Below are 13,642 nucleotides of genomic sequence, written 5' to 3'. Positions count from 1 at the left end.
CCGATCCCGTGCAGGGGTCGGGGCTCACTCGAATGCGTCGGCTCAGCCGTATTCGGCGACCAAGCGGTCGAACTCGTCACGGTCGATCACCTGAGGCTCGTTGATGGCCAGCGCCTGGGCGTACTTGCTCGCCAAGTGGTAATCCCGGCCGAGTGGACCGTGCTCGGCGTCGTCCTCGTCCGATTGGATGCTTGCACCCGGCGGCACCTCATTCTGCAGGCCGTTCGTCTTGCTGCCGAGCAGTGCGTCGAGTTTCGCGGAAATCTTCTGCATGATCTCTTGGTCGTCGGTCATGGCCACCGGGTACCCGAATCGGGCGAAACGACACCGCAGCGCACGAGCTTCGCGCTCCGGGGTTACCTGTCGGTGCCTCGGGGCATGATGGTGGGATGGCCACGCACAGTATCGGCACCGACATCATGGAGAAGCTGTCGCGGCCGACTCGCGAGTGGTTCAACGGCGCATTTCCGGCCCCCACGTCGGCGCAACTCGGTGCGTGGTCGTCCATTTCCAGCGGATCGCACACCCTGGTGGTCGCGCCGACCGGCTCGGGCAAAACGCTGTCGGCATTCCTGTGGGCCCTCGACGAGCTGGCCCAGCTGGGTGCGGACAGCACCCGCAAGACCAAGGTGCTCTACATATCGCCGCTCAAGGCTCTGGCAGTGGACGTCGAGCGCAACCTGCGAGCTCCGTTGGTCGGCATCACCCAGACGGCCAAGCGTCTCGGTCTGAACCCGCCGGAGATCTCCGTCGGAGTCCGCTCGGGCGACACCAGCGCTGCCGATCGCCGGACCATGATCAAGACTCCGCCGGACATTCTGATCACCACTCCCGAGTCTCTGTTCCTCATGCTCACCTCTGCGGCGCGGGACATCCTGGCCGAGGTCGATACGGTGATCGTCGACGAGGTGCACGCCGTCGCAGGCACGAAGCGTGGCGCGCACCTCGCAGTGTCCCTCGAGCGGCTCGACGCGATGCTGGACAAGCCCGCGCAACGCATCGGCCTGTCCGCGACGGTGCGCCCCCACGAGGAAGTGGGCCGATTCCTCGCCGGTGCCGCTCCCATCGAGATCGTCGCCCCACCCGCTCCGAAGACTTTCGACCTGACGGTTCAGGTGCCCGTGGAGGACATGACCGAACTCGGCGTCACCGACCCGAATGCGGACACCTCCGCCGCTCCCCCGGCTCAGGGATCGATCTGGCCGCACGTCGAGGAGAAGATGGTCGATCTCATCCTCGAGCACAAATCGTGCATCGTCTTCGCCAACTCGCGCCGGCTCGCGGAACGACTCACCGCGCGGCTCAACGAGGTGTACGCCGAACGTATCGGCGGCGGAGTCGATACCGAGCACAAACCACCATCTCAGGTGGGCACCGCATCCGACGTCAACCACGGTGCCGATCCTCTGCTGGCACGGGCCCACCACGGCAGTGTCAGCAAGGATCAGCGCGCGCTGATCGAAGACGATCTGAAGACCGGTCGTCTGCGCTGCGTTGTGGCCACCAGCAGTCTGGAGCTCGGAATCGACATGGGCGCAGTCGATCTGGTGGTCCAGGTCGAGGCACCGCCGTCGGTGGCCAGTGGCCTGCAGCGCGTCGGTCGCGCCGGCCACCAGGTGGGCGAGATCTCCAAGGGCGTGCTGTTCCCCAAGCACCGCACCGATCTCATCCATTGCGCGGTCACCGTCGAACGCATGACGTCGGGCAAGATCGAGGCCCTCTTCGTCCCGGCCAATCCCCTCGACGTCCTCGCCCAGCAGACCGTCGCGGCGTGCGCACTCGAACCCATCGACGCCGAGGACTGGTTCGAATCCGTCCGTCGCACCGGCAGTTTCGCCACCCTGCCCAGGTCTGCCTACGAGTCGACACTCGACCTGCTCTCGGGCCGTTACCCGTCGGACGAGTTCGCCGAACTACGGCCACGGCTCGTGTGGGACCGCGACGCCAACACTCTCACCGGCCGTCCCGGGTCGCAGCGACTGGCCGTCACGTCCGGCGGCACCATCCCCGACCGCGGTTTGTTCACCGTCTACATGGTGGGCGAAAAGCAGTCTCGGGTAGGCGAACTCGACGAGGAGATGGTCTACGAATCGCGAGTGGGCGACGTGTTCGCACTCGGTGCCACCAGCTGGCGCATCGAAGAGATCACGCACGACCGGGTGTTGGTCAGTCCCGCATACGGCCAACCGGGCAGGCTGCCGTTCTGGCACGGCGACGGCCTCGGTCGACCGGCCGAATTGGGCCGGGCCCTGGGCGAGTTTCTGCGGAGCACCACCGACCGCAGCAACCTGGCCGAGCGGCTGAGCACCGACGGTCTCGACGCCAACGCAGTCAACAACCTGATCGCTTTGCTCGACGAACAACTCGAGGCCACCGGCCAGCTCCCCACCGACAAGACGATGATCGTCGAGCGCTTTCGCGACGAACTCGGCGACTGGCGATTGGTGCTGCACTCCACCTACGGTCAGCAGGTACACGCGCCGTGGGCCCTCGCGGTCGGCGCGAGGCTGATCGAGCGATACGGCATCGACGCCGCCCCCACCGCATCCGACGACGGCATCATCGTCCGGCTTCCCGATACCGACGACCAGCCGCCCGGCGCGGAACTGTTCGTGTTCGAGCGTGACGAGATCGCCGACATCGTCACCGAGCAGGTCGGCGGATCGGCATTGTTCGCGTCGAGATTTCGCGAATGTGCCGCTCGCGCACTGCTTCTGCCCCGCCGCAACCCCGGCAAGCGGGCACCGCTGTGGCAACAACGGCAGCGTTCGGCACAGCTGCTCGACGTGGCTCGCAAATACCCCACGTTCCCGATCCTGCTCGAAACCGTGCGCGAGTGCCTGCAAGACGTCTACGACCTCCCCGCCCTCGAGGACATCCTGGCCCGCATCGGCCGACGCCAGATCAGGATCGTCGACGTCGAGACGCCGTCACCGTCACCGTTCGCGAATTCGTTGCTGTTCAACTACGTCGGCGCTTTCATGTACGAGGGCGACAGCCCGCTCGCCGAACGGCGGGCCGCCGCCCTGTCTCTCGATTCGGCGCTGCTGGCCGAGTTGCTCGGACGCGTCGAGCTGCGAGAGTTGCTGGACGACAGCGTCATCACCACCACCGAGCTCGAGTTACAGCGACTGCCCGAGGACAGACACGCCAAGGACATCGAGGGTGTTGCGGATCTGCTGCGGCTGCTCGGTCCGCTGACCGCCACGGAAGTCGGACAGCGCACCAACGGCGACGAATTCCCGCAGTGGCTCGCCGAGTTGGCCGATGCAAAGCGGGCAATGGAAGTTTCGTTCGCCGGCCAGAACTGGTGGACGGCCATCGAGGACGCGGCTCGCTTGCGCGATGCACTCGGTGTTCCGCTACCGATCGGCACTCCCGCCGCGTTCATCGAGCCCGTCGACGACCCCCTGGTCGACCTGATCAGCCGGTACGCCCGAACCCACGGTCCGTTCACCCTCGACGACGCCGCCGCGCGCTTCGGCGTCGGTACCGCCGTGGTGCGTGACGTCCTGCGCCGACTGGCCGTCGACAAACGCGTCGTCGAGGGCGAATTCCGTCCCGGTGCAACGGGCAGCGAATGGTGCGACGCCGAGGTTCTTCGGCGATTGCGGCGGCGATCTCTGGCGGCGGCGCGGCAGGAAGTCGAACCCGTGTCCACAGCCACGCTCGGCCGATTCCTGCCGGCGTGGCAGCACGTCGACAGTCGCCGGTTGAGCGGGATCGATGGTGTGGCAACGGTCATCGAACAGCTTGCGGGCGTGCCGGTTCCGGCGTCGGCGTGGGAGTCGCTCGTGCTCGCCTCCCGGGTGAGCGACTACAGCCCCGCCATGCTCGACGAGTTGACCTCGACCGGCGAGGTGTTGTGGGCGGGGCACGGTGCGATCTCGTCCAAGGACGGCTGGGTGAGCCTGCACATGGCCGATACCGCGCCACTGACCCTGGTGCCCGCCGCCGAATCCGACCTGTCTGAGTTGCAGATTCGCATCCAGGACGCAGTCGCGGGCGGCGGTGCGTACTTCTTCCGCCAGCTCTCGGACACCGTCGGGAGCACCGACGACACTGCTCTGCAGGCTGCACTCTGGGAGCTGGTGTGGGCCGGACGACTCAGCAACGACACGTTCGCGCCACTGCGAGCCCTGTTGAACTCCACGACCACTCGCTCGGCCCCGAGTCATCGATCACCGCGTCGAACCCCGCGCCTGCGTTCCTACCGTCAGTTCGAGCGGCCGTCTCTACCCACCCGCACCGGCCCACCGACGGCCGGCGGCCGATGGTCGCGATTGCCCGAACTCGAACCGGACCTCACCGTCCGGGCTCATGCCACCGCAGATGTACTTCTCGAACGCTATGGCGTGGTGACGCGTGGTTCGGTCATGAACGAAGGTGTCCCCGGCGGGTTCGCCACGATGTACAAGGTGCTGACGGGGTTCGAGGATTCGGGTCGCTGCCGCCGCGGCTATTTCGTCGATTCGCTCGGCGGCGCTCAGTTCTCCACCTCCGACGTCGTCGACCGTTTGCGCAGCTACGACGAACCGAAGAAGAACGCCACCGCCGTCGTACTCGCGTCCTGCGATCCGGCCAACCCCTACGGCGGAGCACTGCCCTGGCCGAAGGCCGGCGGCGAAGACACCGACGACACGACGAAGCACCGGCCGGGTCGCAAGGCCGGTGCACTGGTAGTCCTCGTTCGCGGTGAGTTGACGATGTTCGTCGAACGTGGCGGAAAGTCGGTGCTGACCTTCGGCGACAACACCGAGGACATCGCTTCTGCAGCAACGGCATTGGCGACCACGGTCAAGCGCGGCGGGGTGGACAAGTTACTGGTCGAACGGATCAACGGTCACGACATCCACGGCACGGACTTCTCCAAGACGTTGACCGCGGCCGGTTTCTCGGCGACTCCCCGCGGACTACGCCTGCGGCGCTGAGGCACCGCACCACTGACGAAAAAGAGAACCGAAGAACGAGAGAGGACGTAGATGCCCGAGGGCGATACCGTCTGGCGCGCCGCCAACACTCTGCGGGCAGCGCTCGAGGGCCAGCAGCTCACTGCCTGCGACATTCGTGTACCCCGTTACGCCACAGTCGACTTCACCGGCGAAACGGTCGAGTCTGTCGCGTCGAGGGGCAAACACCTGCTGATCAGAGTGGGCGGCTACTCGATCCACTCGCACCTGAAGATGGAAGGCACCTGGCACGTCTATGCACTGGGGTCTCGCTGGCGTCGTCCGGCCTTCCAAGCTCGGATCATTCTGAACACCGAGAAGGCGCAGGCCATCGGATTCGAGCTGGGCGTGCTGGAGATCCTCGAGAACGAGGACGACGCTGTCGGCTATCTCGGACCGGATCTACTCGGACCCGACTGGGACCCAGGTGTCGCCCTGACCAATCTGGAGTCGGACCCCGGCCGACCGATCGGCCTGGCCCTGCTCGATCAGCGCAACATAGCCGGACTCGGCAATGTCTACCGCAACGAGATCTGTTTCCTTCGCGGAGTCGATCCCCGCACGCCGGTCGAGGAATCCGGAGACCTGAAGAAGATGATCGACCTGTCCTTCCGCACCATCACCGCCAACAAGAATCGCAATCAGCGCGTCACCACCGGGGATCGTCGCGCGGGTCGCCATTTCTGGGTGTACGGCCGCGAGAACAAGCCGTGCCGACGGTGCGGTACCACCATCGAGTTCGGACTGATCGGCGACAATCCACTCGAAGAACGGCAGATCTACTACTGCCCGCACTGCCAGAGATGACCGGCCTTCACACAGCTTCGTCAGGGCCGACCAAGCCTGCTCACAGCTTCGCCGATCACCATGGATCGTATGTTGACACTTGCGATACTCACCCTGCTGGTCATGGCTGTTTCCGGCGCGACGGCTGCTCGCGCACCGCGGACGCTGGTTCGGGTTCCGTGACTCAGAGGGTCCGGACGGGTTCGAGAATTTCCTGACGCGCTTCGGGGGCGACGACGCGCAGAGCGTCGGCAGATTCGTCGTCCGGCTGACGCTGCGACGCGATCTCGGCCTCGACCCGAGCCCGGTACGTGTCGACCTCACGGTCGACCGTGGCCTCGTCCCAACCCAGGATCGGGGCAATGAGTGCGGCGACCTGACCCGCGCAGTTCATCCCACGATGTGAGTACTCGATGGAAATCCGGGTGCGCCGCGACAGCACGTCCTCGAGGTGCAGTGCGCCCTCGGCCGCAGCGGCATAGACCACCTCGACCTGCAGATAAGCGGGCGCGTCGGTCAACGGTTGCAGCAGTTCGGGTTTGCCGTCCGCCATGGCCAGCACCTCGTCGATCAGCGAGCCGTATCGGTCCAGCAGATGAGTCACTCGGTGCGGATGCAGCCCGTGTACTTCGCCCAGGTGCGGGGCCTGATTGACCAGGGCGAAGTAACCGTCCGCGCCGACGAGCGGCACCTTCTCGGTGATCGACGACGCCACCCGCGCCGGGATGTCCTCGGCCGCGAGATCCACTGCGTCTTCGGCCATCACCCGGTAGGTCGTGTACTTGCCACCTGCGATGGCAATGAGTCCCGGTGCCACCCGCGCCACCGCGTGCTCACGGGACAGCTTGGACGTCTCGTCGCTTTCACCCGCCAGTAGCGGCCGCAATCCCGCGTAGACGCCGTCGATGTCGTCGTGCGTGAGCGGCGTGACGAGCACCCCGTTGACTTCGCCGAGAATGTAGTCGATATCGGCTTTGGTCGCGGCAGGGTGCGCGAGATCGAGGTTCCAGTCGGTATCGGTGGTCCCGATGATCCAGTGCGCGCCCCACGGAATGATGAACAGCACGGACTTCTCGGTGCGCAGAATGATCGCGGCTTCGCTGACGATCCGATCTCGCGGCACCACGATGTGCACACCCTTCGAGGCCCGTACTCGGAAGCGACCACGCATGTTCGACAGCGACTGAATTTCGTCGGTCCACACGCCCGTGGCGTTGATCACCACGTGCGCACGCACCTCGGTGGTGGCCCCGGTCTCCGAATCTCGTACTCGCACACCGGAAACACGGTCGGCTTCACGGAGGAACCCCACGACCTGAGTGGACGTCCGCACCACTGCGCCGTAGTGGGCTGCCGTTCTGGCGACGGTCATCGTGTGCCGCGCGTCGTCGACGACGGTGTCGTAGTACCGAATTCCGCCGATCAGCGATTTCCGTTTGAGGCCGGGCGACATCCGCAGGGCACCCGAACGGGTCAGATGCTTCTGTTGCGGAACCGATTTGGCACCGCCCATCCGGTCGTACAGAAAGATACCCGCCGCGATATACGGGCGCTCCCACCCCCGATGGGTGAGGGGGAACAGGAATTTCAGCGGTTTGACCAGATGCGGCGCGAGTGTGGAGAGCGAGAGTTCACGTTCGTGCAGCGCCTCACGGACGAGTCCGAACTCGAGTTGTTCGAGGTAGCGAAGGCCACCGTGGAACATCTTGGACGAGCGAGAGGACGTGCCCGACGCGTAGTCACGCGCCTCCACGAGCGCCACCTTCAGGCCTCGTGTTGCGGCGTCGAGCGCGGCACCCGAACCCACGACGCCACCGCCGACGACCACGACGTCGAATTGTTCGCGTCCGAGCTGGTCCCACGCCTCCACCCGTTGGGTGGGTCCGAGGAACTTCGTGTTCGATCGGTTGCTCACTGGGCGCTCCCTGTCCTCGAAAATTCCTCGCGATGTCTCCCACGTCAGGCTACCGCCCCAGGTCGGCCGAGCGCAGAACCAGCGCAGGCTGGTCGCGGTTCAGCTTCGCCGTGTCATCGACGCATGTGCCGCGCTCAGCCGCCGCACTGCCTCGTTCAGCACCTCCGGTGTGGAGCCGGCGAAGCTCAACCTCAGCGAGCGGCGGAAGTACTCGGCCGACGTGGACGTTGCAGCGCGCACGAACGCGCTACCCGGCACGAACGCGACGCCGTGCGCGAGCGCCGCAGCGAGCAGCTCGGTGGTATCGGTCCCGTCGCGAAAGGTCGCCCATGCGAACATTCCACCTGTGGGTCGCGAGACGTCCAGCGCCGAACCGAATTCCCCGGACAGAGCGCTCGTCAATGCGTCTGCGCGACAACCGTACTCACGCCGAAGATCGGTCAGGTGGTCCGCCAGCCACCCGGTGTCGCCCAGCATGTCCGCTGCCATCAGCTGTGTCAGCGAGGAACCGCACAGATCGGCACCCTGTTTGAGCAGTTCCACCGCCGCGCACACTCGGGGCGGGGCAACGAACCATCCCACGCGCAGAGTCGGCGCCAGGATCTTCGACGCGCTCGACAGCCTGACGACACGATCGCTGTGACACGCGATCGGCAACGGGGACGGTCCGGATTCGATTGTGTCGAACCAGAACTCGCCGTACGGATCGTCCTCGATGATCCAGAATCCGTACCGGTCGGCCAGGGCCGCGAGTCGGCGACGGCGAGCCTCGGTCATCGTCACGCCGCGGGGGTTGTGGAAGTTGGCGACCGTATGGACCACCGCGGGCCGCAGGCCGGCGAGCAGCCGCGCTTCGAGCTCGTCGACATCCATCCCGCCATCGGTGATGGGGATGGATTCGATCTGCGCCTCGGCAATCGAAAACACCTGCAGCGCTCCGGTATACGCCGGTTCGTCGACCACCACGACGGCACCCGGGTCGATCAGCGCCTGCGCGAGCAGTGTCAGCGCCTGCTGCGATCCGTGCGTCACGACGACGGTGTCAGTCGGAACCGTCACTCCCCCGCGCACGGCGCTCTCTCTGGCGGCGATCACGTTGCGCAGTGTGCGGTGGCCGGGGGTCTCGCAGTACTGCACTGCGTCGGAGTGTCGCAGCACTGCGTCCGCTGAGGCAGCGATGCGGTCGACCGGTATGAGATCTGTGGCCGGTAAACCGCCGGCCAGGCTGATGATCTCGTCGCGAGCGGTCAGGGCCAGAAGGTCGCGGATGGCCGAACTGTCGAGTGTTGCGGTACGGCGGGCCAGATCGGCAGGCGGATGAATCGAAGACACGAAAGAGACTCCAGGGCAGCAGGGACGGGGAGAACGGCCCGCGGATCCGCAGAGTCGAAGAGAGAGCGGACGGGTGTGTCCGCTCTCTCGACTATGTCATGTGCGTCCGAAATATGAAACGCACTTCTCACATTGTGAAATCAGTCCAGGTCGTCGTGCGCCATCAACTGACGCGCGGCCTCGATGACCGAACCCGACAGCGAGGGATAGACCGAGAACGTGTTGGCCAGATCGTTCACCGACAGATTGTTCTGCACGGCCATCGCGATCGGAAGAATCAACTCCGATGCGCTCGGAGCAACCACCACACCACCGATGACCACACCGGTGGCGGGGCGACAGAATATTTTGACGAAACCACGCTTGAGACCACTCATCTTCGCTCGCGGGTTGGTCGTCAACGGCAACATCACCGTGCGTGCCGGTACGTCACCTGCATCGATCGCGGACTGTGCGACGCCGACCGATGCGATCTCGGGCCGCGTGAACACCGCCGACGCTACGGTCTTGAGCTTGATGGGACTGACGGCCTGGCCCAGGGCGTGGTACATCGCGATGCGTCCCTGCATCGCGGCCACCGACGCCAACGGCAGCAGACCCGTGCAGTCACCCGCCGCGTAGATGCCCGCGACCGCGGTACGAGACACGCGGTCGACACGCAGGTATCCACCCTTGTCGAGCTCGATCCCGACCTTCTCCAAACCGAGTCCCGACGTGTTCGGGACCGATCCGACGGTCATCAGCGCGTGGCTGCCCTCGACGGTGCGCCCGTCGGACAGCGTGACGACGATACCGTCGTCGGTGCGGACGACCGAGTCTGCGCGGGCATGCTTGACGAGGGTGACGCCACGTTCGTTGAACGCGTCTTCGAGCACCAGGGCAGCGTCCTCGTCCTCGTGCGGGAGGACGCGATCGCGGCTCGATACCGCGGTGACCTTGACGCCCATCTCGGTGTAGGCCGAGACGAACTCGGCACCGGTCACACCGGATCCCACGACGACGAGGTGTTCGGGCAGTGCTTCGAGGTCGTACAACTGACGCCAGTTGAGAATGCGTTCGCCGTCCGGCTCGGCACCCTTGACGACGCGGGGGCGCGCTCCGGTGGCGACGAGGACCACATCGGCGTCGAGAATTCGCTCCTCGCCGTCGGCCAACACCGCCTTGATCTGATGCGAGGCCAATCCGACGTGCGTGTCGATCATCTCGGCGCGACCAGCCAGTATTTCGACCCCCACCGAGGTGACCCGGTGCGCGATGTCGGTGGACTGCGCCTGCGCGAGGCTCTTCACTCGCGAATGAATCTGGGGCAGCGCGACGGCTGCCTGTGATGGGTCGAGTGAGATTCCGAGGTCGCTTGCGCGACGCATCTCGGTGCGAATGCCGGTCGAGGCGATGAACGTCTTCGACGGCACGCAGTCCCACAGAACGCAGGCACCACCGATGCCGTCGGAATCGACGAGCGTCACCTGTCCGCCGTGCTGCGCCGCCACCAATGCTGCTTCGTACCCTGCCGGACCACCACCGATGATCACAATCCGGGTCATTGATCCTCTTCTCGCGTGCTGAAATCTTTGTACTGTGTCACGTCAACGGTATTGCAGTGTCCGGTTCCGCGCGTCGGTAAGGCTAGCTTCACTCCACCCGTCGCTCGGCGTACCTGCGACGACGCACCGAAACACCACCACGGGGCGTCAACGGGCGGCGATACGGTTTAGGCTGGCCGACGTGCCAATTTATGCCGCCTACGGATCGAACATGCATCCGGAGCAGATGTTGCAGCGTTGCCCCCACTCACCGCTGTCGGGAACCGGGTGGCTGCACGGGTGGCGCTTGACCTTCGGCGGTGGCGACATCGGCTGGGAGGGCGCGCTCGCCACGATCGTCGAGGACCCGGACTCACAGGTCTTCGTGGTGCTCTACGACGTCTCCGACGAGGACGAGGAAAGCCTGGATCGGTGGGAGGGCTCGGAGCTCGGCATCCACCGCAAGATCCGGCTGCGCATCGAGACCGGAGGCGAGCCGGTCCTCGCGTGGCTCTACGTTCTCGACGCCTACGAGGGTGGCCTACCGTCGGCACGCTACCTCGGGGTCATGGCCGAGGCAGCCGAAATTGCCGGTGCCCCAGCCGAATACGTGCGCGACCTACGCACCAGGAACAGCCGCAACGTGGGGCCGGGCACCACGTCGTAGAAGTTCGCGGTCAGCGGCGACGACCACCGCCCGACCGCTAGTTCGGATCCAATGCGATCCCGGTCATCACTTTCACACCCACGGCCAAGGCTCGCTCGTCGAGGTCGAATGTCGGCTGATGGATGTCGAGTTGCGGACCGGTCCCCGACCACACGCCCAGTCGGGCCATCGCTCCCGGCACGTTCTCCAGGTACCACGAGAAGTCCTCGCCGCCACCGGACTGAGCCGTGTCGGCCAACGCCGCCGGACCGACTCGGCCGATGGCCTTCTCGAAGGTGGCCGTGGACGCCGGGTCGTTCACCACAGGCGGTACGCCGCGACGGTAGTGCAGCTCGAATCGCACCCCGGTCGGTGCCAGCAGACCGGTGACGATCTCGCGAACGAGCGGCTCGAGCAGCGCCCACGTTTCGTGGTCGCCGGTCCGTACTGTTCCGGTGAGCATGCCGGTCTGCGGAATGGCGTTGGGGGCCTGCCCCGCCACGACCGCGCCCCAGACCATCACTGTGCTGGTTCGCGGATCGATTCGTCTGCTCAACATGCCGGGCAGCCCGGTGATGACGGTCCCCAATGCGTAGACCAGATCGGTCGTCAGATGCGGCCTCGACGTGTGCCCGCCAGGCGAGTCCAGACGCAACTCGACGGTGTCGGCGGCGGAGGTGATGGCCCCGACACGCACTCCCACCTGCCCCACCTCGAGCCGCGGATCGCAGTGCAACGCGAAAATCTTCGACACCCCGTCGAGCGCACCCGCGGCAACGGCGTCGAGTGCACCGCCCGGCATGACCTCCTCGGCAGGTTGAAAGATCAGCCGAACGCCATAGTGCAGGTCCGGCAGCGACGCCAGCGCGAGTCCGGTCGCCAGCAACACCGTGGTGTGGGCATCGTGCCCGCACGCGTGGGATACGCCGGGAACCGTCGACGTGTACGGCGCACCGGTGATCTCCTGCAGCGGCAACGCGTCCATGTCCGCGCGCAGCGCGACGCGTGGGCCGTCGGGACCGATATCGCAGATCAAGCCCGTGCCGCCGGGCAGCGGTTTGGGTGACAGGCCTGCCGCCGAGAGCTGCTCCATGACGAACGCCGTCGTAGCGAATTCACGACGGGCCAGTTCCGGATGGGCGTGAATGTGCCGACGCCACAGGGACAGATCTTCTGTGTGAGCCTGAATCCACCGATCGATCGCGGCTTCACGTGAACTCATCCGAACTTCTGCCTCTTCGCCTGCGCTCATCCGAACTTCTGCCTCTTCGCCTGCGCTCATCCGAACTTCTGCCTCTTCGCCTGCGCTCATCGCTGCACCGCGGATCGAGCGTTCACACCGTCGAGCAGACGCGCCCGGGTCTGTGGATCGGCTGCGGCGCGAGCGGCCGTTCCGGCGAGGGCGAGAGCACCGTCGAGCAGTGCACGATCGGCGGACTCGGTGACACACGCTGCGGCGAACTCCGGTTGATGCGTCACCGCCCCTCCGGCATCGAGGCCGACGACGGGGTGGATTCCGGGTAGAACATTCGTCACGTTTCCCATGTCAGTGCTGCCCAACGGGCGAAATCCTTCCAAATCCGGTGCCAAGGGCGACCGTCCCAATGTTTCGATTTCCTGACGAAATGCCGCCACCAGCCACGAATCCGGGGTCAGGGCCGCGTATGTCGGCGACACCGTGCGGATTTCGTGTGTGCATCCGGTGGCAATGGCACCCGCCTCGAAACAGGCGAACGTCTTCTTCGTCAGCGCCTCGAGTGACTCGGTGCTGTTCGCGCGAAGATAGTAGAGCAGCTCGGCATGTCCGGGCACGATGTTCGGCGCGACGCCGCCGTCGCTGACGATGCCGTGCAGTTGTTGGCCGGGCGAGAGGTGCTGCCGAATGAGCCCGAGCGCCACCTGCGCGACGGTGACGGCATCGCCCGCGTTGATTCCCCACTCGGGGGCGGCCGACGCATGGGCCGCACGGCCGGTGAATTTGACGGCAACGTCGGCCAATGCCAGCGACGTCGCGCCCACGATGTCGAACGGGCCCGGATGCACCATCAGTGCGGCACCGATGTCGTCGAAGACGCCGCGCTCGAGCATCAGGACCTTGCCACCGCCCGTTTCCTCGGCAGGGGTGCCGAGCACTCGGACCGTGATGCCGAGAGCATCGGCCACCGGCGCGAGCGCCAGGGCGGCACCCACCGCGGACGCGGCGATGATGTTGTGGCCGCAGGCATGACCGATCTCGGGCAACGCGTCGTACTCCGCGCAGATTCCGATCACGAGCTCGCCGCTACCCACCGACGCGGTGAATGCGGTGTCGATGCCGGCGACCCCGGATTCGATCTCGAAATGGTGGGCGCGAAGCGTGTCGAGGACCTTCGCAACGCTGCGATATTCCTCGAACGCCAGTTCCGGTTCTGCGTGAATCGAGTGCGACAGCGCAACCAGTTCGTCGGTTGCGTGAGCGAGCGCGCGGCCGATCTCCTCGCCCACGGCGGCA

The 13,642-nt window shown here is 65.8% G+C and carries 9 protein-coding genes; 3 read left to right on the top strand and 6 right to left on the bottom strand.

The window, feature by feature from the left end:
• Positions 1-42 precede the first annotated feature (42 nt).
• Positions 43-294 (bottom strand): hypothetical protein, encoded by a 252-nt coding sequence (locus tag AB0P23_RS22110; protein WP_027496446.1) that lies wholly within the window; start codon positions 292-294, stop codon positions 43-45.
• A gap of 95 nt (positions 295-389) precedes the next feature.
• Here AB0P23_RS22110 and AB0P23_RS22105 point away from each other — a divergent pair, with 95 nt between their 5' ends.
• Together AB0P23_RS22105 and AB0P23_RS22100 are read left to right on the top strand one after the other, a co-directional pair.
• Positions 390-4,931: an ATP-dependent helicase gene (locus AB0P23_RS22105; RefSeq protein ID WP_363799422.1), complete on the top strand. Its 4,542-nt coding sequence runs from the start codon at positions 390-392 to the stop codon at positions 4,929-4,931.
• Between the two features lie 51 nt (positions 4,932-4,982).
• Positions 4,983-5,756 (top strand): DNA-formamidopyrimidine glycosylase family protein, encoded by a 774-nt coding sequence (locus AB0P23_RS22100; RefSeq protein ID WP_283542785.1) that lies wholly within the window; start codon positions 4,983-4,985, stop codon positions 5,754-5,756.
• A gap of 163 nt (positions 5,757-5,919) precedes the next feature.
• Here the strand turns inward: AB0P23_RS22100 and AB0P23_RS22095 are convergent, their stop codons facing one another.
• The 3 genes from AB0P23_RS22095 to AB0P23_RS22085 form a co-directional block, all read right to left on the bottom strand.
• Positions 5,920-7,650, bottom strand: a complete 1,731-nt coding sequence (locus AB0P23_RS22095) for a glycerol-3-phosphate dehydrogenase/oxidase (RefSeq protein ID WP_027496443.1) — start codon at positions 7,648-7,650, stop codon at positions 5,920-5,922.
• Positions 7,651-7,749: 99 nt separating this feature from the next.
• Positions 7,750-8,982 carry a PLP-dependent aminotransferase family protein gene (locus AB0P23_RS22090; protein WP_363799419.1) on the bottom strand — a complete coding sequence of 411 codons (1,233 nt, stop codon included), beginning with the start codon at positions 8,980-8,982 and terminating at the stop codon, positions 7,750-7,752.
• A gap of 140 nt (positions 8,983-9,122) precedes the next feature.
• On the bottom strand, positions 9,123-10,526 hold the full coding sequence (locus tag AB0P23_RS22085; RefSeq protein WP_027496441.1) for an NAD(P)H-quinone dehydrogenase: 1,404 nt from the start codon (positions 10,524-10,526) through the stop codon (positions 9,123-9,125).
• Positions 10,527-10,707: 181 nt separating this feature from the next.
• Between AB0P23_RS22085 and AB0P23_RS22080 the strand changes: the two genes are divergently transcribed.
• On the top strand, positions 10,708-11,172 hold the full coding sequence (locus tag AB0P23_RS22080) for a gamma-glutamylcyclotransferase (protein ID WP_027496440.1): 465 nt from the start codon (positions 10,708-10,710) through the stop codon (positions 11,170-11,172).
• 37 nt (positions 11,173-11,209) lie between these two features.
• Here the strand turns inward: AB0P23_RS22080 and AB0P23_RS22075 are convergent, their stop codons facing one another.
• Both AB0P23_RS22075 and AB0P23_RS22070 read right to left on the bottom strand, forming a co-directional pair.
• Positions 11,210-12,373: a M20 family metallopeptidase gene (locus tag AB0P23_RS22075; RefSeq protein WP_032372892.1), complete on the bottom strand. Its 1,164-nt coding sequence runs from the start codon at positions 12,371-12,373 to the stop codon at positions 11,210-11,212.
• Positions 12,374-12,459: 86 nt separating this feature from the next.
• Entirely contained in the window at positions 12,460-13,623 is a 1,164-nt protein-coding gene (locus AB0P23_RS22070) for a M20 family metallopeptidase (protein ID WP_032372893.1), read from the bottom strand.
• Positions 13,624-13,642: the final 19 nt, after the last annotated feature.

The sequence above is a fragment of the Rhodococcus sp. NPDC077669 genome, from assembly GCF_040686915.1.
Taxonomy (GTDB): Bacteria; Actinomycetota; Actinomycetes; order Mycobacteriales; family Mycobacteriaceae; genus Rhodococcoides; species Rhodococcoides fascians.
Note: the sequence above shows the minus strand (reverse complement) of the source record. Positions and strands in the feature narration are given on the sequence as shown.

Excerpts from the sequence above, each read along its gene's own strand:
- AB0P23_RS22110 (WP_027496446.1), bottom strand. The coding sequence starts at position 294 with ATGACCGACGACCAAGAGATCATGCAGAAGATTTCCGCGAAACTCGAC.
- AB0P23_RS22105 (WP_363799422.1), top strand. The coding sequence starts at position 390 with ATGGCCACGCACAGTATCGGCACCGACATCATGGAGAAGCTGTCGCGG.
- AB0P23_RS22100 (WP_283542785.1), top strand. The coding sequence starts at position 4,983 with ATGCCCGAGGGCGATACCGTCTGGCGCGCCGCCAACACTCTGCGGGCA.
- AB0P23_RS22085 (WP_027496441.1), bottom strand. The coding sequence starts at position 10,526 with ATGACCCGGATTGTGATCATCGGTGGTGGTCCGGCAGGGTACGAAGCA.
- AB0P23_RS22075 (WP_032372892.1), bottom strand. The coding sequence starts at position 12,373 with ATGAGTTCACGTGAAGCCGCGATCGATCGGTGGATTCAGGCTCACACA.